Origin of the sequence: Modicisalibacter xianhensis (genome assembly GCF_900113605.1) — a bacterium.
In the GTDB taxonomy this organism is placed as follows: domain Bacteria; phylum Pseudomonadota; class Gammaproteobacteria; order Pseudomonadales; family Halomonadaceae; genus Modicisalibacter; species Modicisalibacter xianhensis.
Window position 1 is genome coordinate 258,270 of record NZ_FOPY01000006.1, and the last position, 21,404, is coordinate 279,673.

Below are 21,404 nucleotides of genomic sequence, written 5' to 3' on the forward strand. Positions count from 1 at the left end.
CTCCTAAAATGGTCGCCGAGTCAAAAGGCCCGAACATGAAACAGACAAGTTGAAGGAAGTCACCGTGAATCCGGTCAAGAAAACATTCCAGTACGGTCAGAGCACCGTCACCCTAGAAACCGGGCGTGTTGCCCGCCAGGCCACCGGTGCCGTTCAGGTCACCATGGACGGCGCAGTGGTACTGTGTACCGTCGTGGCCAAGAAGGAGACGAAGCCGGGTCAGGATTTCTTCCCGCTGTCGGTCCATTACCAGGAAAGAACCTACTCGGTAGGCAAGATCCCCGGTGGCTTCTTCAAGCGCGAAGGGCGTCCGACCGAGAAAGAGACGCTGACCTCACGCCTGATCGATCGCCCGATCCGCCCCTTGTTTCCCAAGGGCTTCATGAATGAAGTGCAGGTCATTTGTACCGTGCTGTCCGCTGATCGCAACCAGGACCCGGACATTGCCGCCATGATTGGTACGTCTGCCGCCCTGGCGATCTCCGGCGTACCTTTCAACGGCCCGATCGGCGCCGCACGCGTGGCCTTCACCGAAGATCGTGGTTACTTCCTCAACCCGACGGTCGAGGAACTGCAGACCTCCGAACTCGACATGGTCGTGGCCGGTACCGAGAAGGCCGTGTTGATGGTCGAGTCCGAAGCCAAGGAATTGCTCGAGGATGAGATGCTGGGCGCCGTGCTTTACGGCCACCAGGAAATGCAGACCGTCATCGAAGCCATCAAGGAGCTTGCCAGCGAAGCTGCCAAGCCCAGGTGGGACTGGCAGCCGGCACCGGAAAACACGGCGCTAAAAGATGCCGTGACCGAGGCCTTCGAAGCCAAGGTCGGTGATGCCTATCGCATCACCGACAAGATGGCGCGTCAGGATGCGCTGGCAGCACTCAAGGCCGAGGCGGTCGAGCAACTGGCCGGCAGTGAAGAAAGCAAATACTCCCCTGACGAAGTCGGTGCAGCCTTTGCCAGCCTCGAGAAGCGGGTGGTGCGTGGTCGTGTGGTCGCGGGTGAACCGCGTATCGATGGGCGCGACAGCAAGACCGTTCGTCCGCTGGACATCGAGGTTGGCGTACTGCCGCGTACGCATGGCTCCGCACTGTTCACGCGTGGCGAGACCCAGGCCATGGTCATTGCCACCTTGGGTACACTGCGTGATGCCCAGTTGATCGAATCGCTGGAAGGCGAGCGCAAGGACCGGTTCCTGCTGCACTATAACTTTCCTCCCTACAGCGTGGGCGAGGCCGGCTTCATCGGCAGTCCCAAGCGTCGCGAGATCGGTCATGGACGATTGGCGCGTCGTGGGGTGCAGGCCATGCTGCCCAGCGAAGATGAATTCCCGTACACCATCCGTGTGGTATCCGAGATCACCGAGTCCAACGGCTCAAGCTCCATGGCCTCAGTGTGCGGTTCGTCACTGGCCCTGATGGACGCTGGCGTACCCCTCAAGGCACCGGTGGCGGGTATCGCCATGGGATTGGTCAAGGACGACAGTGGCTTTGCCGTGCTGACCGACATTCTGGGTGACGAGGACCACCTCGGTGACATGGACTTCAAGGTGGCCGGTTCTGCCGACGGCGTGACCGCACTGCAGATGGACATCAAGATCGAGGGCATCAACGAGGAAATCATGGAGACTGCGTTGCAGCAGGCCCATGATGCCCGCCTGCATATCCTGGCTGAGATGAACCAGGTAATCGCCCAGAGTCGTGCGGAAATCTCTTCCAACGCGCCGTCCATGGCGACCATCAAGATCGATCCCGAGAAGATTCGCGATGTCATCGGCAAGGGCGGTGCGACGATCCGCAAGATCTGCGAAGACACCGGCGCCTCCATTGATCTCGACGACGACGGTACCGTACGTATCTACGCCGACGACAAGGCCGCTGCCAAGCGTGCCATCGATACGGTGCTCGGTATCACCGCCGAAGCCGAGATTGGCAAGCTGTATCGCGGCAAGGTAGTACGGATCGCCGATTTCGGGGCTTTCGTCAACTTCATGCCGGGTACCGACGGGCTGGTTCACATTTCCCAGATCGTCCCCGAGCGCGTCAATGACGTGCGTGATTTCCTCAACGAGGGTGATGATATCATCGTCAAGGTCCTCGACATCGACAACCGCAACCGCGTGAAGCTGTCGATCAAGGAAATCACCGCCGAGGAAAAGGCCGCATTCGAAGCCACCCTGGCCGAATAAAGCGCCGCATAAGTCAGCCAAGCAGCACGCTGCAAAGAAACGCCCCTGCAGGCCAAGCCTGCAGGGGCGTTTTCATGATTGCCAGGTTTCTTTATCTTTCGATAGCCAAGGCAACCCCCTGACCCCCGCCAATACACAGCGTGGCCAGGCCCTTCCTGGCATCACGCGCAATCATCTCGTGCACCAGCGTGACCAGCACGCGGCAGCCCGACGCCCCGATGGGGTGTCCCAGTGCAATGGCCCCGCCATTGACGTTGATCTTTGCGGTATCCCAGCCAAGCTCCTTGTTGACTGACAGAGCCTGGGCGGCAAACGCTTCGTTGGCCTCGATCAGGTCCAGTTCATCGATCGACCAGCCGGCCTTTTCCAGGCAACGGCGCGTGGCCGGGGCCGGGCCGATGCCCATGATGGCCGGATCCACGCCAGCGTTGGCGTAGGCCTTGATGCGTGCCAGCGGCTCCAGGCCGAGTTCGCGTGCCTTGGCCTCGGAGCAGAGCATGGTCACGGCGGCGCCGTCGTTGATCGATGAGGCATTGCCAGCGGTGATCGTGCCGTCCTTCTTGAAGGCAGGCTTCATGCCGGCCAGCTTTTCAGCCGTAATGCCCTTGCGCGGGCCTTCGTCGGTATCGAAAACGAGCGGGTCGCCCTTACGCTGGGGAATTTCGATGGGCACGATCTGGCTCTTGAAGCGTCCGCTGTCGATGGCGTCGCTGGCCTTCTGCTGGGAAGCGGCGGCAAATTCATCCATCTGTTCGCGGGTAATGCCATACTTCTCGGCCAAGTTCTCGGCGGTGATACCCATGTGGTAATTGTTGAACGCGTCCCACAGCCCGTCATGGACCATGGTATCGATCGCCTTCCAGTCACCCATGCGTTGACCGGTACGCGAGTTGGGCAGGACGTGGGGCGAGAGCGACATGTTTTCCTGGCCACCGGCCAGGATCAGGTCGGCGTCCCCGAGGCGAATGGCCTGGGTCGCCAGGTGCAGGGCCTTGAGGCCCGAGCCACAGACCTTGTTGATGGTCATGGCGGGAACGGCATCGGGCAGGCCGGCCAGGATCGATGCCTGACGTGCCGGGTTCTGGCCGACGCCTGCAGTCAGCACCTGGCCCAGCAGGACTTCATCGACCTGATCAGGTGAAACGCCGGTGCCGGCGAGAATGTCCTTGATCACCTTGGCGCCCAGCTCGGCGGCAGGCGTCGTGGCGAGCGAGCCGCCAAAGGTACCGATGGCAGTGCGGCGAGCCGCGACGATGACCACGTCTTGCATGCGAAACTCCTTGAAACGAGGGCAGACGACTACATCCTCAGCATAGGAGCGGTTGTGCATCGCGGCAATCGCTAAAAAGTGGCATCTTGACGTGTGTCTAGATACCGGCAGGAGAACAGTTCGCGCATGGCCGCCGTCCGTGGCGGCCAGGAACATCGTGCAGGGTCAGGCGACCTGGACGGGAATGGCGTGGCTGGTATGGCTGACCTGGTTACCTTCCTGCAGGTAGATGAGGGTCGGCTTGTGATTGTCCAACTCGCTTTCGTTGTAATGGGCATAGCTGCAGATGATCACCCGGTCCTGGACGCTGGCCAGGTGGGCCGCGGCGCCATTGACCGAAATGATCCGTGAGCCTTCCTCGCCGCGAATCGCATAAGTCGTGAAGCGTTGACCATTCTCGACGTTGTAGATCTGGATCTGTTCATTTTCGCGAATACTGGCCATGTCGAGCAGTTCCCCATCGATGGCGCAGGAACCCTCGTAATTGAGCACGGCGTGGGTGACACGGGCCATGTGCAGCTTGGCCTTGAGCATGACGGTATACATCGTAGTTCTCTTCTTGCTGATTCCCGGCGCGCCTCAGAGCGGCAGGGTCACCTTGAGATTGTCGATCAGGCGGGCACTGCCCAGATGCACCGCACCCAACAGTACGGCATTGCGTGTCGTTTCGGTGACCGGGCCAAGATCATCGGCGCGCCGCAGTTCCAGATAATCCGGCTTGAGGCTGCCATGGGCGAGCTGACCGAGTGCCCCACGCAACACCTCATCCGGTAGCTGACCTTTTTCGAGGGCGACGCGCGCCTCGTGCAGAACCTGGTAAAGGCGCGGTGCCTCGGCACGCTGCGACGCATTGAGGTAGCCGTTGCGCGAGGACAGGGCCAGGCCATCATCGGCCCGTACGGTCGGTACACCGATGATCTCGATCGGCAGGTGCAGATCGGCCACCATCTTGCGAATGACGGTCAGTTGCTGGTAATCCTTCTCGCCGAAGCAGGCGATATCCGGCTGCACCAGATTGAAGAGCATGGCGACGATCGTGGCCACACCTTCGAAATGGCCTGGACGGCGAGCCCCGCACAGGCCCTCGGAGACATGGGGAACCCGAATGGTGGTCTGGTCGTCCAGGCCGTTGGGATAGAGCATCTGGCTGGTCGGGGTGAACACCAGGTCGCAGCCCGCCGTTTCAAGCGCAGCTCGATCCTCATCCAGGGTGCGCGGATAGCTGTCGAGATCCTCGTTGCGGCCGAACTGCAACGGATTGACGAAGATCGTGGCAATGACCACATCGGCACGCGCACGCGCGGCTTCGACCAGGGCCAGGTGGCCCTGGTGCAGATTGCCCATGGTCGGCACCAGGCCGATGCGCTTGCCCTGGCGGCGGGCGTCCTGCATCGCATGGCGCAGCGAGGGGATATCGTTGAGCATGAGCAGGGACATCAGAAACTGTGCTCCTCGGCCGGAAAGCGGCGCGCCTTGACTGCCTCGTGATAGGCACGAAATGCATCCTCGATCGACGCGGTATCGGCCAGGAAGTTCCGCGAAAAGCGCGGAATGCGGCCCAGGCTGACGCCGAGCACGTCATGCATGACCAGAATCTGCCCATCGACGTCCGGGCCGGCGCCGATCCCGATGACCGGCACGTCGATGGCGTCACGCATCGCCTGGCCCAGGCTGGCGGGCACGCACTCCAGCAGAATGATCGAGGCCCCGGCGGCGACCAGTTGGCGGGCATCCTCGATGATCCGCTCGGCATGCGCCGCATCCCGGCCCTGGACCTTGTAGCCTCCCATCTGGTGGACGGTCTGCGGCGTCAGGCCCATGTGGGCACAGACCGGCACGCCGCGTCGGGTCAGTTCGCGAATGCCGTCGGCCAGCCAGGCCTCGCCCTCGATCTTGACCATCTCCGCACCGGCACGCATCAGCGCACCGGCATGCTGCATGAGCTGCTCCAGGGTGGCATTGCTCATGAACGGCAGGTCGGCCATCAGCAGGCTGCGCCCTTTGCCACGCGCCACGCAACGGGTGTGATAACAGATATCGTCGATGGTCACGGGCAGGGTACTGGTATGCCCCTGCAGCACCATGCCCAGGGAGTCGCCGACCAGCAGCACGTCGATACCGGCCTGGCTGGCGGCATGGGCGAACGAGGCATCGTAGGCGGTCAGGCAGCTGAACGGCTCGCCGGCGCGCTTGGCTGCCTGCAGCGTGCTCAGAGTGACGGTTTTCATGGCTTCAGGTCTCGTCTCCTGTGGCTGGCGTTGCCCACCGTGATCGGGGCGCAGGGAGTGTTACCGTAATTGTTACTGTACGACGGTAGCAGTGTGGATCGGTAACAAAAGCCGCACAACTCTACCTTTAGGGGGAAAGCCGCCGCAAGCCGCCATCCGCGACTTGGGCCAGCAAGCGATGCAATGGCATGCCGTCGATGGCCAGGTCGGGTGCGATGTCCGCCAGAGGCACCAGTACGAAGGCGCGTTCATGCATGCAGGGATGCGGTACCTTCAAGCGTGGCAGATCGAGAGTCAGGTCGTCGAATATCAGCAGGTCGAGGTCCAGGGTCCTGGGTCCCCACTGACGCAGCCGCCGGCGGCGATGGGCCTGTTCCAGCGCCTGTAACTGATCGAGCAAGGCCAGTGGTGACAGGCGGGTCGAGACGCAGGCCACGGCATTGACGAAATCGGGCTGGTCATGGGGGCCGACCGGCGTGCTGGCATAGCATGGCGATGCCATGACCAGCTGCGTCAGGGGAAGGCGGTCCAAGGCTGCCAGTGCCTGAGCCACCCGCTGCTCGGGACCGTCGAGGTTGCTGCCCAGGCCGATATAGGCGATAGCCATCAATCTTGGCCGGGGGAGGGCTTGCGCCGCCGTCGGCGCGGTCGGCGCTTGCGCGTGTCGGGCTGGCCTGCCGGGTCGCTGTCGATCTTGCCGAGCAGGCGGCGCTGCTCGTGCTCATCGGCCTGCTGGAAGGCCTCCCACCAGGCGCCTAGCCCGGATGGGATCTCACCGGCGGCCTCACGCAATAGCAGGAAGTCGAAAGCTGCCCGGAAGCGAGGATGCTCGCGTGTCTGGAAAGCCCGCTTGCCACGCCGCTTGGGTAGCCGTTGCTGCAGGTCCCAGATATCACGCATCGGCAGACTGAAGCGCTTGGGAATGGAGGTGTGCTGGAGCTGGCGCGACACGGCCTGATGCGAGGCCGTCTGCTGGGCCGGGATCGGTGGCATGCCTTCGGCATGCAGGCGCTGACAGCGCAAATGCACCCCGGGCCACAGCAGCGCGGCAAACAGGAAGGCCGGGGTGACCGGGCGCTCTTCCTGGATACGTGCATCGGTATTGGCCAGCGCCTGGACGATCAATTCCTCGGCCCAGGGCAACGCTTCCATGGCCTCTTCCGCTTCGGGGAACAGCATGGCGAACAGCCCGTATTCGCGCAGCTTGTGAAACGTCTGGACGGCATGGCCCGAGAGAAACAGCTTGAGTACTTCCTCGAACAGGCGGGCGGGAGGAATCTGCAGTAACAAGGGGGCCATTTCGCGGATTGGTGCTTCTGTCGCCGGGTCGATGGCAAAGTCGAGCTTGGCGGCAAAGCGGATGGCGCGCAGCATCCGCACCGGGTCCTCGCGATAGCGCGTCTCGGGGTCGCCGATCAGACGCAGGGTGCGGCGCTCGATGTCATGCAACGCATCTGCCCAGTCATGCAGCGAAAAATCGGCGATGTTGTAGTAGAGCGCATTGACGGTGAAGTCGCGGCGCAGGGCGTCTTCCTCGATATTGCCCCACACGTTGTCGCGCAGCAGCAGGCCATGCTCCGACTGCTGAGCCACGTGCTCGCCATGGTCGTCGTTGGGACGACCGCGAAACGTGGTGACTTCGATGATCTCGCGGCCAAAACGGACGTGCACGATGCGGAATCGCCTCCCGATGATGCGGGAGTTGCGGAACAGGTCGCGTACCTGCTCGGGGGTGGCGTCGGTCGCCACATCGAAGTCCTTGGGCGTCTTGCCGAGAATCGCGTCACGCAGGCAGCCACCCACAAGATAGGCATCGAAGCCCGCATTGTGCAGACGATAGAGCACCTTCAACGCGCCGTCGCTGAACATCTGACGCGAGATCGTATGGTCTTGGCGGGGAATGATTTGCAGCGTCGGCACGTTGCCTTTGCTGTTCTGATTGTTACCGAATAGGGTCTTCAAACCTTCACCGGAATAGTGAAAAAAGCGGCTAAATCCTTTAAGCATTCCGCGGTATCGGCTCGCCATGGACTGAAGGGCTCAGTGTAGCGAAGCCCCGGGGGCTTGCAAAGCCTTGTCAAACGTGTCAGCCGAATACACATGCAGAAAGGGGAGACCAATTGGCCTCCCCTTTTAAGCAAATCGTTCAGCATCCGTGCTGATGTTTCTTCTTCGTGATGGCGCATCGCCTTGAATACGCACCACAGTCACCAATCCGATAGTTCAGGCAAGCAGTCTTCTTGTCGTTGTTGATCTTCCTGGTGCGACCGTCTCGTATTCAAAACAATAATCCAACCACGACGGCAGGGTGTCTGCCTCCCTTCGGCTTGTTGTCGTTGTTGCCGAAGGTGCCCCTCCGATGGAACCTGTAGTTGTTGTTGATCCCATTCACGGAGCGTCGCGTCCCGATATCTTTACCGGTCGGCCAACCGATTGTTGTTATTGGGGTTGGCTCGCTTGTCTCGATACTTGTTGTTGTAATGTCGGTACAAGCGTTATCTATCCCAGCACTTGTCATTGTTGTTGCCGGTCGTTGTCTGGCCACGTCTTGTTGTTGTTCGTGGTCATTGGCATCCGGTTTATTGTTTTTCTTACCCAAGAATACTGCAGGCTCTGTGCCATTCATGTTTTTTTCCATTAAAAACAGTTGGTTGATGTTGAGTGCAGAACAAGGGCGGGCAGCCGACCCGGGGTGTGTTACCCCGGGTGGTGCAGTTTGGGGAGATGGCTGTGTGGGATGGTAACAAATGGTGCAGAAGTGGCGGTTTGTAGAGGGCTCACAATTCATCGGCTAACGGATTTGCCCTCTTATACCTTGGTCGTGCGAATATCAGGCTGAGCGACTGCGTGGGCTTTTCTTGCGGGGAATGCCCAGGCGCTGGCGGCGTTCCCACAGGCATTTGCGACTGATGCCCAGTTTCTGGGCCAGCTCGGTCTCGCTCATCTGGTCCTGATGCTCGAGCACGAAGTGCTGAAAGTAATCTTCCAGCGAGAGATCCTCTTCGTCGTCGCTCGTCTCGGGCGTTGGGGCTGGCGCCGATTTCTTGGCCGGTGGGTAATGCGTACCGGTCGCCGGCTTGAGGCCCAGGTCATCGGGATGAATGAGGTTGCCCTCGGCCAGGATCACGCCGCGCTCGAGCGCATTCTCGAGTTCGCGCACATTGCCCGGCCATGGGTAGTCGCGAATGTCTCGCCGGGCCGCTCTCGAGAGCTTGAGCCCTTCGCGTTCATGTCGCCGGCAGGCGCCCTCGAGCAGCACGTCGGCAATCTCGAGTATGTCGTCCTCGCGCTCACGCAGCGGTGGCAGGTCGATCTGCATGACATTGAGGCGGTAATAAAGGTCGAGGCGAAATTCCCCGCTCTTCGACAGCGCGCTCAGGTCGCGGTGCGTGGCGGCAATCAAGCGTACGTCGACATGCCGGGTCTCGACCGAGCCAATCTTGCGAATCTCGCCTTCCTGCAACACACGCAACAGGCGGGCCTGGGCATCGAGCGGCAATTCACCGATCTCGTCCAAAAACAGCGTGCCGCCATCGGCGGCTTCCACCAGGCCGGTGCGCGCCGCGCTGGCGCCCGTGAAGGCGCCTTTCTCATGACCGAACAGCTCGGACTCGATCAGGGTCTCGGGGATGGCGGCGCAATTGACGCAGATCAACGGCGCCTTGGCACGGCGGCTCTGGCGATGGATGGCTCGTGCCACGAGCTCCTTGCCGGTGCCGGACTCGCCCTGGATGAGCACGGTGACATCCGCAGGTGCGGTCTTGCGGATGCGGTTGTAGACCACCTGCATGGCGGTGCAATTGCCGATCATCTCCTGCGGCGGACTGGAGGAGCGTTCTGCTTCCGGTGCCGGGGAGGGTGCGTGGTTTTCCAGTGCCTTGGCGACAGTGGCGAGCAACTCGTCGTGGTCGAAAGGCTTGGCGACATAATCCACCGCACCCAGCTTCAGGGTGTCAACCGCCGAGCGCATGCTGGCGTAGCTGGTCATGATCAGCACTGGCGTGGGCGCGGCGGCCTCGATCAGCGCGGTGCCTTCCTCACCGGGCAGGCGCAGGTCACTGATGACCAGGTCGAAGCGTTGCGGGTCATGTTCGAGCGCCTCGGCCACCGAGCCGGCTTCGCTGACCTGATACTCGTGACGCTCCAGTAGCCGGCGCAGGGCCGAGCGGATGATGGCTTCATCTTCAACGATCAATATCCGGGGCATCGGAATCTTCGCCGTCCTGTTGGGTTCGGGGCAGCCACACCGTGATGCGGGTACCGTGCGTGCGGTCCGGAGGGGGGGAGTCGATCCGGATATGGCCATGATGCTCACGAACGATGTTATAGACCAGAGGCAGCCCGAGCCCGGTTCCCTGGCCAGGCGCCTTGGTGGTGGTGAAGGGCTCGAACAGGTGATCTCGGATTGCGGCATCGATACCGTGCCCGTCATCAGTGACGCACATATGAATGCCGTCGTCGTGAGGTTGGGCATCGATCTCGACATGCCCGCCAGCCTGGCAGGCATCGCGCGCGTTGCCGATCAGGTTGACAAGCACCTGGACAAGACGCTGGGCATTGCCGTCGACCTCCAGGCCCGACGGACATCGGTTGCTGTAGCGGATATCCTGACCCGAGCGCGCCAGGCGGATCAAGTGCAGCGCTTCCTCGCAGAGCTGGTGCAGATCGACACGCTCGACGTGACTGCCCTGTAGATGACGCCCGCTATGGGCAAAGCTCACCAGTGAGCTGACGATACTCGATACGCGCTCGGTCAACTGCTGAATCTGGGCGGCGGTCTCGAGCAGAGCTGGGTCGTCGGTATCGTAGCGCAGGTTCTGGGCCAGCGAGGAAATACCGGTAATGGGGTTGCCGATCTCGTGGGCCACACCTGCTGCCAAGCGTCCAATGGAGGCCAGGCGTTCGGCATGGACCAGCTCGTCTTCCAGCCATTTCATCTCGCTGTGGTCTTCCACGAGGATCACCGTGCCGCCCCGCTCGTCGCCATGCGCTGCCAATGTCGCCTTGTGCAGGCTCAGATAGCGTAGTTCGGCGCCTATGCGCACGGCCTGCTTGTAGAGCTGGGGTTGACCGGTGTCGATCATGCGGCTCAGCAATTCGGCCCAGGGGGCAGGCAGGCTGGCACAATGCGCCCCGATCACGCTCTCGCCGGCGATGCCCGAAAGCCGAGCTAATGCCGAATTCCACATCAGCAGTTCACGGTCCTCGCCGAAGGCACACAGCCCGACGGGCAACTCGGCCAGGGTCCGGCGATGATGGCGCCGCAGGCTGTCGAGTTCCCGCGCCAGTCCGGTGAGCCGCGAGCGGTAAGCCTCCAGGCGACTTTCGACGTAATGAATGTCGGGCGTAGCCTGAAGGTCCTGATGGTAGGGCAGGAAGCGGTCGACGATGTCCCGCGCCACGGCCGGCCCCATCAGGCCCGACAGGTTGGCCTGCAGGCGGTCGCGCAGGCGACGCAGCGCGTAGGGGCGGCCATCGAGCGGCGACAGGCCGAGCGCCTCGAGGGCTGTGGACACTTCCCGTTCGGCGACGTCGGGACCCAGTGCCTGGGCCAGATGTCGTTTGAAATCCTCGCCGTTCTTCGCAGCCAGGCTATGTCGCTTGGGGCGGATCACGGCATCCACCGAGCAGGCCTCCGCTGCCGCTCGCTCGCCCTCCGAGGTCCGCGTCATAAGCGACACTAGGATGAAAACGAGAATATTGCAGGCCAGCGAGAGCAGGGTGATGGCGTACCAGCCGGGCGTACCCTCGAGGCTCTCCAGTCCCGGTGGAATCACCACCAGGGCGGGATAGCCGGCTAGCAGTGGTAGCCATAGGCCGAGTAGCCAGATCGTGCAGCCGATTGCCAATCCGCTGACCATGCCCTTGCGGTTGGCTCCGGGCCAGTAGAGCACGGCGAGCATGCCGGGCAGGCACTGGGCCATGCCGACAAAGGCCGCCAGCCCCAGGGTGGTCAGGTCGTGCTTGATGCCGATGGTGCGATAGAACAGCCAGCCGGATAGGATCACTGCCACGATCAATGCCCGTCGCAACCACAAGAGCCAGCGGTACAGGTCGGGGCGATTGTCGGGTGGGTGAGCGACCAGCACCACATGGTTGAGGATCATGCCGGCCAGCGAGAGAGCAATAAGAATCATGGTGCCGCTGGCGGCGGCCAGGCCCGCAAGGAAGACCAGCGTATCGACCCAGGGGCTGTCGGAGAGGGCGAAGGCCAGGTAAGCGATGCCTGGCGTGGTGGTATCGATACCCAGGCGCTGCGCGCCCCACAGTATCAGGGGGATGGGCACGGCCATCAGCAGCAGGAAGAGAGGCAGGCTCCAGCTGGTCTGCAACAGGGCACGCCGCGATGGCGTCTCGGTAAAGACCATATGGAACATGTGCGGCATCAGGAAGGCGGCGGCAAAGAACAGCAGCAGCAGGGTGCGCCATTGCCCCGAGTCGAGCTGGCGCGTTTGGGCCTGCGTGATCAGTCCGGGGCCGTCGAGCCAGGCCTGCAGGTCTGCCGGGCCGTCGAATATGCCGTACAGGGCGATACCGCCTAGCGTGAGCATGGCTCCCAGCTTGACCAGCGACTCTACTGCGATGACGGCAATTAACGCCTCGTGACGGGCTGGCTGATGGGTATGGCGTGCACCGAAGGCCAAGGCGAGCCCGGCGATCAATAGGCAGAACAACAGCGCCAGCAGGCTCGGCGAGGCCGCTCTGGTCAAGAGGTGTACCGCCTCGCCCAAGGTCTGGATCTGCAGGGCCAGCAGCGGCAGCACGGCAAGCAGCGTCACCAGGGTGATCAGGGTGCCGACCCAGCGACTGCGAAAGCGGAACACGAACAGGTCAGCCAGCGAGGCCAGCTGGTAGGTCCGGGTCATGCGCTGGATGGGCAGCAGCATGACCGGCCCCAGCAGGAAGGCACCCGCAACGCCAAGATAGTAGGCAAGGTAGCCGTAGCCGGCATCGGCGGCGAACTCGACGCTGCCATAGATGGCCCAGGCGCTGGCATAGACGCCAAGCGCCTGGGTATAGACAGCGGGGTGATGCAGGAGGCGCGCCGGTATCCAGCCGCGCTCCGCAGCCTGCGCACAGAGCAAAAGCAGGACGAGATAGCCGACCCCCAGGGCGAGCAGGCCTGTCAGGCTAGTGCTCATCCAGCTTCCTTTTCTGTTCCAGCCAGACGGACAGTGCAATCAGGCCGCCCCAGATCACGAAGGGGCGGTACCAGGCCGTTCCCGGCACTGCCCAGCCGCTCATCAGCATGGGCGACAGCAGATACCCACCGAAGACGAGGAACAGCATGATGCGATAGACGTACATGGTCACGGCCGCCGAAAATTCGTCCCCAGTCTATGGAGAGCGGCCGACCCCCTCAACTCGACCTGAGTCTAGGGGCGGGGTCGTTCAGCCCTGAGGCAGGGGGCGGAATGCCTGCGCCTGGAGACGCGAGGCATCCCAGGCGGCGATGGCGGCGGCGAGCTGATCGGCGACCGGGGCATTGGCCAGCATCGCCGGCGGTGCCTGGTCGAGTGCGACCAGGGCCTGGTGAAGCAGCGGACGCACCGCATCGTCATCGGTGGGCAGGGCCGGGGCCAGGTTCTGCTTGGACAGCTTCTGGCCATTATCGGCAACAATCAGGGGCAGGTGGAGGTAGCGGGGCGTGGGCAGGTCGAGCGCGGCCTGCAACTGGCGTTGCCAGGGGGTGTTGTCGAGCAGGTCGTAGCCGCGCACCACGTCGCTGATGCCCTGGTCGGCGTCGTCGACGACCACGGCCAGCTGATAGGCCCACAGGTCGTCCTTGCGCTTGAGCACCACGTCGCCGAGCTGAGCTGGATCGAAGGCTTGCTCCCCGAACAGGCGGTCCTGCCAGGCTATTGGACGCAGCCCGAGGTCGCTACGCAGGCGCCAGGCCACCGGCTTGCCGGGCTCGCGGAGAGTGTCTCTGCACCAGCCGGGGTAGATGGCATGCTCGCGCCACTGCTTGCGCGAACAGCTGCACGGGTAGGCCAGGCCCAGTGCCGCCAGCCGGTCCAGGGCGGTCTGGTAGGCAGCATGCCGGGTACTCTGGTAACTCACCGCCTCGTCCCAGTGCAGGCCGAAGGCCTCGAGCTGGCGCAGGATCTCGGCATCGGCGCCGGGAGGGCAGCGGGGCGGGTCGACATCCTCGATCCGTACCAGCCATGCACCACCGGCATGACGGGCATCCAGAAAGCTCGCCAAGGCAGTGATCAGCGAACCGAAATGCAGCGGGCCGGAAGGAGTCGGTGCAAAGCGGCCACGGTAGTCGGACATGATGTAGTCTTCTCGCTGAGCCACAACGCAAAAGGGCGCCACGAGGGCGCCCATGCAGGGGACGTTTCGATCAACCGCCGAGCTGCTTTTCCTTCAGCTCTGCCAGTGTCTTGCAGTCGACACATAGCGTGGCGGTGGGACGTGCCTCGAGACGACGAATGCCGATCTCGACGCCACAGGCCTCGCAGAAGCCGTAATCGTCTTCGTCGATCTTCTCGATCGTCTCGTTGATCTTCTTGAGCAGCTTGCGCTCGCGATCGCGGGTGCGCAGTTCCAGGCTGAACCCTTCCTCCTGGGTGGCGCGATCGGCGGGATCGGCATAATTGTTGGCGTCTTCCTGCAGATGACGCACGGTGCGATCCACCTCTTCCATGAGATCCTGTTTCCAGCCGAGCAGGATCTGGCGGAAGTGCTCCAGCTGCTTCTCGTTCATGTACTCTTCACCCGGCGCCGGCTCGTACGGGGTGAATTTCTTTGGCGCTTCCGTCTTCTTTTCTGCTACTGGCATGGGGCTGCCTCATTCCTCAAGTGACTTGGGCCGATGCCCGGCCTGTCAGGTCGCGGTGAAACGACAGGGGTCAAGCGACCTGCTGGGTGGCATGCCCACCCGAAGCCTTGCTTATTTAGCGAAAAAGCCCGCCGTTTGCAACCGCTCTGCTAACGGATGACTGCAGAGTTTGACGACAGTCGGGTAAGATGAAGCGTTTGACGCCGCTTGGCGGCATTGGTTCACGGCAAGGAGTCGGCATGGGCTGGAGCTCACGTATCGAGGGCGTCGCCCCCTTTCGCGTCATGGGACTGCTGGAGCAGGCCCAGGCCCGCGAGGCAGCGGGACACGACGTCATCCACCTGGAAATCGGCGAGCCCGACTTTCCCACGCCCGAGCCGGTGATCGCTGCCGGCCAGCGGGCCCTGGCCCGTGGGCAGACCCGTTATACGCCGGCAGCTGGCCTGCCGGCACTGCGCGAGGCGATCGCCGGGCACTATGCCGAGCATTTCGGCGCGCGGGTCGATCCGGCACGCATTCTCGTCACACCGGGGGCGTCGGGCGCGCTGCTGCTGGCCAGCCAGTTGCTGGCCCAGCGTGGCGACAGGGTACTGATGGCCGACCCCACCTATCCCTGCAATCGTCACTTCATGGCACTGGCCGAGGCCGAGGTCGACGTGGTGGCGGTCGGGCCCGAGAGCGGCTGGCAGCTCGATGCGCAGTTGATCGATGCCCACTGGCGCAACGAGACGCGCCTGGCGATGCTGGCCACGCCATCCAACCCGACCGGGCATACCCTTGATGCATCACGTCTCTCGGCGGTAATTGATACCGTGCAGGCACGGGGCGGCACACTGCTGGTCGACGAGATCTACCAGGGGCTGACCTACGGTGTCGAACCATTGTCGGCGGTGTCGCTGAGCCCGGATGCCTTCGTGGTCAACAGCTTCTCCAAGTATTTCGGCATGACCGGCTGGCGGCTGGGCTGGCTGGTCGCACCCGAGGGTGCCGTCGAGCCACTGGCGCGCCTGGCGCAGAACGTGTTCCTGGCGGCGCCGACACCGTCGCAATATGCCGCGCTGGCCGCGTTCGCGCCCGAGTGCCGCGAGGAGCTAGAGCGGCGCCGCCGGGAATTGCACCGCCGGCGCGACGTGCTGCTGGCCGGACTCGAACGCCTGGGGCTGGCACCGTCGCAGCCACCGCAGGGCGCCTTCTACGTGTGGCTGGACGTCTCACAGTACACCCGCGACAGCCAGGTCTTCTGCCAGCGCCTGCTCGAGGAGGAAAACGTCGCCATTACGCCGGGCATCGATTTCGCCGTGCACGGTGGCGAGCGTCATGTACGCATTGCCTTCACCAACGAGACGGCGCGCCTCGAGGAGGCCCTGGTGCGTCTTGAGCGCTTCCTGGCCCGACAATCGGCGCCGGCATGAAGTATCCAGCGCTCGTTCCGGGCATCCTGCGGCGACGCTACAAGCGCTTTCTGGCCGATGTGGAACTCGCCGACGGCGAGCTCGTCGTCGCGCATTGCCCGAATACCGGCTCGATGCGGGCCGTCAGCGTCCCGGGATGTCGCGTGTGGCTGGCGCCGAGTACCAATCCGGCACGCAAGCTGGCCTGGACCTGGGAGCTCATCGAGCTGCCGCAGCCCGACGGTGGCGTGGCCCTGGCGTCGGTGCACACCGGGCGTGCCAATGGCATCGTCGAGGAGGCGCTGCTGGCGGGACGCATCCCGTCGCTGGCCGGCTACGCCTGGCTGAAGCGCGAGGCCAAGGTCGACGGCGCCCGGCTCGACTTTCGGCTCGACGACCCGCAGCGGGGCACGGCCTTTGTCGAGGTCAAGCAGGTTACGCTCAAGGAGCGTGACGGGCATGGCTATTTCCCCGATGCCGTGAGCGAGCGCGGCACGCGCCACCTCGAGACACTGGCGCAGCTGGCTGCCGAGGGGCAGCGCGCCGTATTGCTGTTCTGTGTGGCGCATACCGGCATCGATGACGTGGCGCCGGCGGCGCATCTCGACCCCGTCTATGCCGAGACGCTGCGACGGGTCAGTCAGGCCGGCGTCGAGGTGTTGGCCTACGCTTGTGACGTGGAACGTGAGACGCAGAGACCGGTCGCGATTGGTCTGGGCCGGGCGTTGCCGGTCAGCCTGCAACGCGAGCTGGCTGCGTCCAGCCCGGTCGACTGAGGTCGCAGCGAGGTAATGGAATGCAGCGACGCGACTGCCTACGCACCCTGGCCCTGCTGGCCATGGCAACGGCGATGCCCGGCCTGGTTTCTGCCGGGCAGGAGGCGGCCATGCAACGGGTCCGCGACCTGCGTCGCGGCACGTGGCTGACCAGCGATGCGCTACTGGCCGAGCTGGTCCGTGCGCCGTCGGTCATTGTCGGCGAGCGTCACGACAACCCTCACCATCATCGCCTCGAGCGCTGGCTGATCGCGCAACTGGCTGCACGTGGCGTGCTGGGCGGCGTCGTGCTGGAAATGCTTGACCGCGAGCAGCAGGCACTCTTCGAGGGGGTACCCGGCGTATTGCTGGCCGACCTGCCAGATTCCGAACTCAGAGGGTTGCTTGGCTGGCAGCAGGGCTGGGACTGGGCTGCCTACGGACCGCTGGTACGCCAGGTACTCCAGCTTGGTTTGCCACTGCGGGGCGGTAACCTGTCGCGCGAGGCGATCCATTCCTTGGTCATGACCAATCAGGCCCCATCCTTGCCCGAGCGCGTTGCCCGTGCCCAGCGCCAGGCGATCATCGAAGGCCATTGCGGCTTGCTCCCCGAAACGATGCTGGAGGGCATGCTGGCGGCCCAGGTGGCTCGCGATCGAGCCATGGCGGCCGCCCTGGCGTTACTGCCCGCGACCGCGGTGCTGGTCTGCGGCAGTGCTCATGCCCGTCGCGATATCGGCGTGGCCCTGCATGCCGGGCCTGCGCCCGTGTCCCTGGGACTGGTGGAGCTGGCTCCTGGTCAGGACTGGACCGCGGTGCTGCCGGAGAGTGTCGACGAGGGACCGCCGTTCGACCTTGTCTGGTTCACCCCGCCTGCCATCCGTCATGAAGACCCGTGCGCCGCCTTGCGGCAGCGCGTTGCCTCGCCATGAGCGGCTCAGTCGATGAAGAAGCGCTGGATGAAAGCGACTTCGGCCGGTGCCTGGTTGCGGTCGTAGTAGACATCGAGCGTGAAGCGCATCGGCTCGCCCCGCTGGATGGGAAAGACCGCTAGCTGGTAGATCGACTCTCCCTCGCGCACCGTGCGGAAAGACAAGGGCTGAGACTGGTTGGCAAGGTTGCCGACCCGGCCCTCGACCGTGGCTGCGACCGGCCGGGTCGAGCCATCGGGTTGTGCTTCCAGCACACTGACGTTGAGCAGGGCCGTGCGCTTGCTGCGCTGGATGTCGTAGGCCGCCGCGACCTCGGGCGTGAGAAAGCTGGTGTTCACGGCGCTGTAGTGGATGCGGTAGCGCCCTACATGTTCGACCTGTTCGGCCTGCACTGCACCGGCGACCAGCCAAAGCAGCGCCAGACCAATGAGCCTGGCCGGATGAAACAACCCCGATTCCCGCCTCATGCGATGCCCTCCTGCGATGGATTCAGTCGACTGCCGGCTTGCCCCGGCTGACACGAAAGATCGCCGTCTCGCCAAACAGGTTGGGCCACAGGCGCGTGGTCCAGTTGCCTTCGTGATCGCCGTTGCCTACCGCCCGGTCACTGATGATCAGACCCTTGTCCACACAAAGTCGTTCAAAATCGTTGAAGGTCGACAGGTGAATGTTTGGGGTGTCGTACCAGGCGTGTGGCAAGGACTTGGAAACCGGCATGTAGCCCTTGAATCCCAGATAGACGCGGTGGCGCCAGTAGGCGAAGTTGGGAAAGGTGATGATGCACTCGTTGGCGACGCGCAGCATCTCATCGAGCATCCTGTCGGGACGGCGCAGGGCCTGCAGCGCCTGGGTCATGATCACCAGGTCATAGGCGTTGTCCTCGAAGTTGGTCAGGCCTTCGTCGAGGTTCTGCTCGATGACGCTGACCCCCTTTCCGATGCAGGCGGTGATCCCGTCGGGGTCGATCTCCAGGCCGTAGCCGATTACCTCCTTGTCGCGGCCCAGCGCCTGGAGCAGTGTGCCGTCGCCGCAGCCCAGGTCGAGCACTCGTGCGCCCTGCGGCACCCAGTCGTAGATCAGCTTGAGGTCGGCACGCATCATTTCTCCTCCGCCCTTGCGATATCGTGGGCCACACGATTCATGAATCCACCGAATACGGCCTGGTAGCGGGTATCCGGCAACAGGAAGGCGTCGTGCCCATGCTGCGAGTCGATCTCGGCATAGCTGACCGGCTTGCCGGCGCGGACCAGGGCATCGACCAGTTCCCGCGAGCGTTCCGGGGCGAAGCGCCAGTCGGTGGAGAAGCTTACCACCAGAAACGGGCAACTGGCCGAGGCAAGTGCTGCTGCCAGATCGCCGCCATGGCTGGCGGCCGGGTCGAAGTAATCCAGCGCCTTGGTCATCAGCAGGTAGGTATTGGCATCGAAGGCGGTGGAGAACATGTCGCCCTGATAGCGCAGATAAGACTCGACCTGGAACTCGACGTCATAGCCGAAATTGAGCTCGTCGCTGCGCAGGTCGCGACCGAACTTGGCACCCATGGAGTGTTCGGACAGGTAGGTGATGTGTCCGACCATGCGCGCCAGCTTGAGGCCGCGCTTGGGCATGGTGCCATGCTCGGCATACCAGCCATCGTGAAAGTCGGGATCCGAGCGAATCGCCTGCCGCGCCACCTCGTTGAAGGCAATGTTCTGTGCCGACAGGCGTGGCGTGGCGGCGATCACCACGGCATTGGCAATGCGCTCTGGGTAGGCCAGCGACCATTGCAGCACCTGCATGCCGCCGAGGCTGCCACCGACCACCGCGGCAAAGCGCTGGATGCCGAGGCGGTCGGCCAGCCGGGCCTGGCTGTTGACCCAATCGCCGACGGTCATGACCGGGAAGTCCGGTCCCCACTGGCGTCCGGTCTCGGGATTGGCGCTGCAGGGGCCGGTGGTGCCGTGGCAGCCGCCCAGGTTATTGAGCGAGACCACGAAGAAGCGGTTGGTATCGATGGTCTTGCCGGGGCCGATATGAGCGTCCCACCAGCCGGGCTTGCGCTCGTCCATGCTGTGGTAGCCGGCAGCATGATGGTGGCCGGACAGGGCATGGCAGATCAGGATCGCATTGCTGCGCTCCACATTGAGCGTGCCGTAGGTCTCGTAGACCAGATCGTAGGCCGGCAGCGTCTTGCCGCAGGCCAGCGCCAGCGGCTCGTCGAAGTGCGCTTGCTGGGGCGTCACCAGGCCGATCGAGTCGGCGGGAAGCGTGTCGGGCATGTGTCTATGTTATCCAGTATCCAGCTGAGGCGGGTAATCGTCGGTCATTGGCATCGTTCTTGGTAAACGACGAAGCCCCGGGCTGTGCCGGGGCCAGACTGGCCGGATTGCCTCAGAGGCCGACCAGGGCGCCGGAGACGCCGGCGGCGCGCGTCAGCGAACCCACCACGATGCCGTCGATGAGGTTGATGGCGATGAATACCACGATCGGTGACAGGTCGATCATGCCCAATGGCGGGATGACCTTGCGCACCGGCGCCATGATCGGCTCGACCAGCTGGAAGATCAGGATCGCCCCGGGATGGCTGGCCTGCGGCGCCACCCAGCTGAGGATGATCATGCCGATCAGGGCGAAGAAATAGATCTTGAGGATTGCGCTGGCCAGGGCTGCGAGCGAGGCAATGGCGACACCACCCAGGGGTGGCATGGCACCGAGTGCGATCTGCACGATGGCGATGATGCTGATTGCCTTGATGATGAAACCGGCGCCCAGGGTGGCCAGGTCGAAGCGGCCGATCGGGCGCAGGAAGCCTTGCAGTGGCTTGACCACCGGTTGGGTGACCTTGACCACCGATTGGCTGAGCGGGTTGTAGTAGTCTGCGCGGGATGCCTGCAGCAGGAAACGCAGCATCAGCAGGAACAGGTAGATGTTGATCAGGGTGTTGACCAGCATCAGGCCGGCGCTTCCCAATTGACTGCCCATGGGGCTCCTCCGTGTGGAATTGGAATAATCAGTGTTTCTTGCCGAGCTCCTCGGCCATCTCCCGGGCGCGTAGGGCGCAGGCGTCGGTGGCCTTGTCGAACAACTCGCGCAGGCCACCGTCCTCGAACGTCTGGATGGCGCGCTCGGTAGTGCCGCCCGGCGACATCACGTTGCGCTTCAGGCGTGCCGGGTCGAACTCGCTCTGTTGGGCCATGCGGGCAGCCCCGAAACCGGTCTGCAGGGCCAGGCGCCGAGCGCTTTCGGCGGGTAGGCCGAGGCGCTTGCCGGCTTCCTCGAGGGCCTCGAAAACCAGGAAGAAGTAGGCCGGACCACTGCCAGAGATGGCGGTGACGGCCTCGAGCAGCGACTCGTCATCGACCCATTCGACGATGCCCACGGCTTCGAGCAGGGTCGTGGCCAACTGACGCTGATCATCGCTGACCCGGGCGTTGGCGTACAGTCCGGAGGCGCCGGCACCAACCAGCGACGGCGTATTGGGCATGCAGCGGATCACGGCGAGTCCGCCTCCCAGCCACTCGTCGAGCGTCTCGGCGGTCAGGCCGGCGGCCACCGAGACGATCAGCGGCTTGCGGGCCTGTACGGCGTCGCGCAGGCCCGAGCAGACATCGTGCATGATCTGCGGCTTGACGGCGAGCACGACCACATCGGCGTTGGCCACGGCCGCGGCGTTGTCGGTCTGGGTCTGGATGCCGTAGCGCTCGTGCAGCGGCGCCAGCAGCGTCTCGTCCGGCGACGTGGCGGTGATGGCATCGGCCGGGTAGCCGCCATCGATCATGCCGCCGAAGATGGCGCTGGCCATGTTGCCGGCACCGATGAATGTCACTTGGCTTGCCATGCGTTTGTCCTCTGTCTTGGTGGGGCAGTCTTTTG

The 21,404-nt window shown here is 63.6% G+C and carries 21 protein-coding genes; 4 read left to right on the plus strand and 17 right to left on the minus strand.

Annotated elements, in window-relative coordinates:
- Positions 1-64: 64 nt before the first annotated feature.
- On the plus strand, positions 65-2,188 hold the full coding sequence (gene pnp, locus BM194_RS09210; RefSeq protein ID WP_092845963.1) for a polyribonucleotide nucleotidyltransferase: 2,124 nt from the start codon (positions 65-67) through the stop codon (positions 2,186-2,188).
- A gap of 91 nt (positions 2,189-2,279) precedes the next feature.
- Here pnp and BM194_RS09215 read toward each other — a convergent pair whose 3' ends face one another.
- The 12 genes from BM194_RS09215 to dksA form a co-directional block, all read right to left on the minus strand.
- Entirely contained in the window at positions 2,280-3,458 is a 1,179-nt protein-coding gene (locus BM194_RS09215) for an acetyl-CoA C-acetyltransferase (protein ID WP_092845965.1), read from the minus strand.
- A gap of 165 nt (positions 3,459-3,623) precedes the next feature.
- Positions 3,624-4,004: an aspartate 1-decarboxylase gene (panD, locus tag BM194_RS09220; protein WP_092845967.1), complete on the minus strand. Its 381-nt coding sequence runs from the start codon at positions 4,002-4,004 to the stop codon at positions 3,624-3,626.
- Positions 4,005-4,037: 33 nt separating this feature from the next.
- A complete protein-coding gene (gene panC / locus BM194_RS09225; RefSeq protein WP_177223376.1) occupies positions 4,038-4,889 on the minus strand; it encodes a pantoate--beta-alanine ligase in 852 nt (283 codons plus the stop codon).
- Between the two features lie 5 nt (positions 4,890-4,894).
- Positions 4,895-5,686: a 3-methyl-2-oxobutanoate hydroxymethyltransferase gene (gene panB, locus BM194_RS09230; RefSeq protein ID WP_092845971.1), complete on the minus strand. Its 792-nt coding sequence runs from the start codon at positions 5,684-5,686 to the stop codon at positions 4,895-4,897.
- Positions 5,687-5,813: 127 nt separating this feature from the next.
- The gene (gene folK / locus BM194_RS09235) at positions 5,814-6,293 is read right to left on the minus strand and encodes a 2-amino-4-hydroxy-6-hydroxymethyldihydropteridine diphosphokinase (protein WP_092845973.1); all 480 of its coding nucleotides are present in this window, start codon (positions 6,291-6,293) and stop codon (positions 5,814-5,816) included.
- Positions 6,293-7,693 (minus strand): polynucleotide adenylyltransferase PcnB, encoded by a 1,401-nt coding sequence (gene pcnB / locus BM194_RS09240; protein WP_092845975.1) that lies wholly within the window; start codon positions 7,691-7,693, stop codon positions 6,293-6,295. Before pcnB ends, folK begins: the two co-directional genes overlap by 1 nt.
- A 271-nt stretch (positions 7,694-7,964) precedes the next feature.
- Positions 7,965-8,312, minus strand: a complete 348-nt coding sequence (locus tag BM194_RS20440; RefSeq protein WP_143097580.1) for a hypothetical protein — start codon at positions 8,310-8,312, stop codon at positions 7,965-7,967.
- A gap of 204 nt (positions 8,313-8,516) precedes the next feature.
- Complete coding sequence (locus BM194_RS09245) at positions 8,517-9,893, minus strand: sigma-54-dependent transcriptional regulator (RefSeq protein WP_092845977.1); 1,377 nt, start codon at positions 9,891-9,893, stop codon at positions 8,517-8,519.
- Positions 9,871-12,828: an ATP-binding protein gene (locus BM194_RS09250; protein ID WP_092845979.1), complete on the minus strand. Its 2,958-nt coding sequence runs from the start codon at positions 12,826-12,828 to the stop codon at positions 9,871-9,873. Before BM194_RS09250 ends, BM194_RS09245 begins: the two co-directional genes overlap by 23 nt.
- Complete coding sequence (locus BM194_RS20635; protein WP_166671108.1) at positions 12,818-12,994, minus strand: hypothetical protein; 177 nt, start codon at positions 12,992-12,994, stop codon at positions 12,818-12,820. The genes BM194_RS09250 and BM194_RS20635 overlap by 11 nt, the downstream gene beginning before the upstream one ends.
- An 84-nt stretch (positions 12,995-13,078) precedes the next feature.
- Positions 13,079-13,966, minus strand: coding sequence for a tRNA glutamyl-Q(34) synthetase GluQRS (gene gluQRS / locus BM194_RS09255; RefSeq protein ID WP_092846035.1), 888 nt, complete (start codon positions 13,964-13,966; stop codon positions 13,079-13,081).
- 70 nt (positions 13,967-14,036) lie between these two features.
- On the minus strand, positions 14,037-14,474 hold the full coding sequence (gene dksA / locus BM194_RS09260; RefSeq protein ID WP_092845981.1) for an RNA polymerase-binding protein DksA: 438 nt from the start codon (positions 14,472-14,474) through the stop codon (positions 14,037-14,039).
- Between the two features lie 239 nt (positions 14,475-14,713).
- Between dksA and BM194_RS09265 the strand changes: the two genes are divergently transcribed.
- From BM194_RS09265 to BM194_RS09275, 3 genes are read left to right on the plus strand one after another with little or no spacing between them, the layout of a single operon-like run.
- Positions 14,714-15,886: a pyridoxal phosphate-dependent aminotransferase gene (locus tag BM194_RS09265; protein WP_092845983.1), complete on the plus strand. Its 1,173-nt coding sequence runs from the start codon at positions 14,714-14,716 to the stop codon at positions 15,884-15,886.
- Positions 15,883-16,641 (plus strand): DNA/RNA nuclease SfsA, encoded by a 759-nt coding sequence (gene sfsA / locus BM194_RS09270; RefSeq protein ID WP_092845985.1) that lies wholly within the window; start codon positions 15,883-15,885, stop codon positions 16,639-16,641. The genes BM194_RS09265 and sfsA overlap by 4 nt, the downstream gene beginning before the upstream one ends.
- A 20-nt stretch (positions 16,642-16,661) precedes the next feature.
- Positions 16,662-17,552: a ChaN family lipoprotein gene (locus BM194_RS09275; protein ID WP_092845987.1), complete on the plus strand. Its 891-nt coding sequence runs from the start codon at positions 16,662-16,664 to the stop codon at positions 17,550-17,552.
- A gap of 5 nt (positions 17,553-17,557) precedes the next feature.
- On the opposite strand, the gene BM194_RS09280 is transcribed toward BM194_RS09275, so the two are convergent.
- The 5 genes from BM194_RS09280 to proC all read right to left on the minus strand — a co-directional run bounded on the left by BM194_RS09280 (position 17,558) and on the right by proC (position 21,369).
- A complete protein-coding gene (locus BM194_RS09280) occupies positions 17,558-18,019 on the minus strand; it encodes a DUF4426 domain-containing protein (protein WP_092845989.1) in 462 nt (153 codons plus the stop codon).
- Positions 18,020-18,041: 22 nt separating this feature from the next.
- Positions 18,042-18,650 carry a methionine biosynthesis protein MetW gene (metW, locus tag BM194_RS09285; RefSeq protein ID WP_092845991.1) on the minus strand — a complete coding sequence of 203 codons (609 nt, stop codon included), beginning with the start codon at positions 18,648-18,650 and terminating at the stop codon, positions 18,042-18,044.
- Positions 18,650-19,810, minus strand: coding sequence for a homoserine O-succinyltransferase MetX (gene metX, locus BM194_RS09290; RefSeq protein ID WP_092845993.1), 1,161 nt, complete (start codon positions 19,808-19,810; stop codon positions 18,650-18,652). The genes metW and metX overlap by 1 nt, the downstream gene beginning before the upstream one ends.
- A gap of 112 nt (positions 19,811-19,922) precedes the next feature.
- Positions 19,923-20,513 (minus strand): YggT family protein, encoded by a 591-nt coding sequence (locus tag BM194_RS09295; RefSeq protein WP_092845995.1) that lies wholly within the window; start codon positions 20,511-20,513, stop codon positions 19,923-19,925.
- Between the two features lie 28 nt (positions 20,514-20,541).
- Positions 20,542-21,369, minus strand: coding sequence for a pyrroline-5-carboxylate reductase (gene proC / locus BM194_RS09300; protein WP_092845997.1), 828 nt, complete (start codon positions 21,367-21,369; stop codon positions 20,542-20,544).
- Between the last annotated feature and the right edge of the window lie 35 nt (positions 21,370-21,404).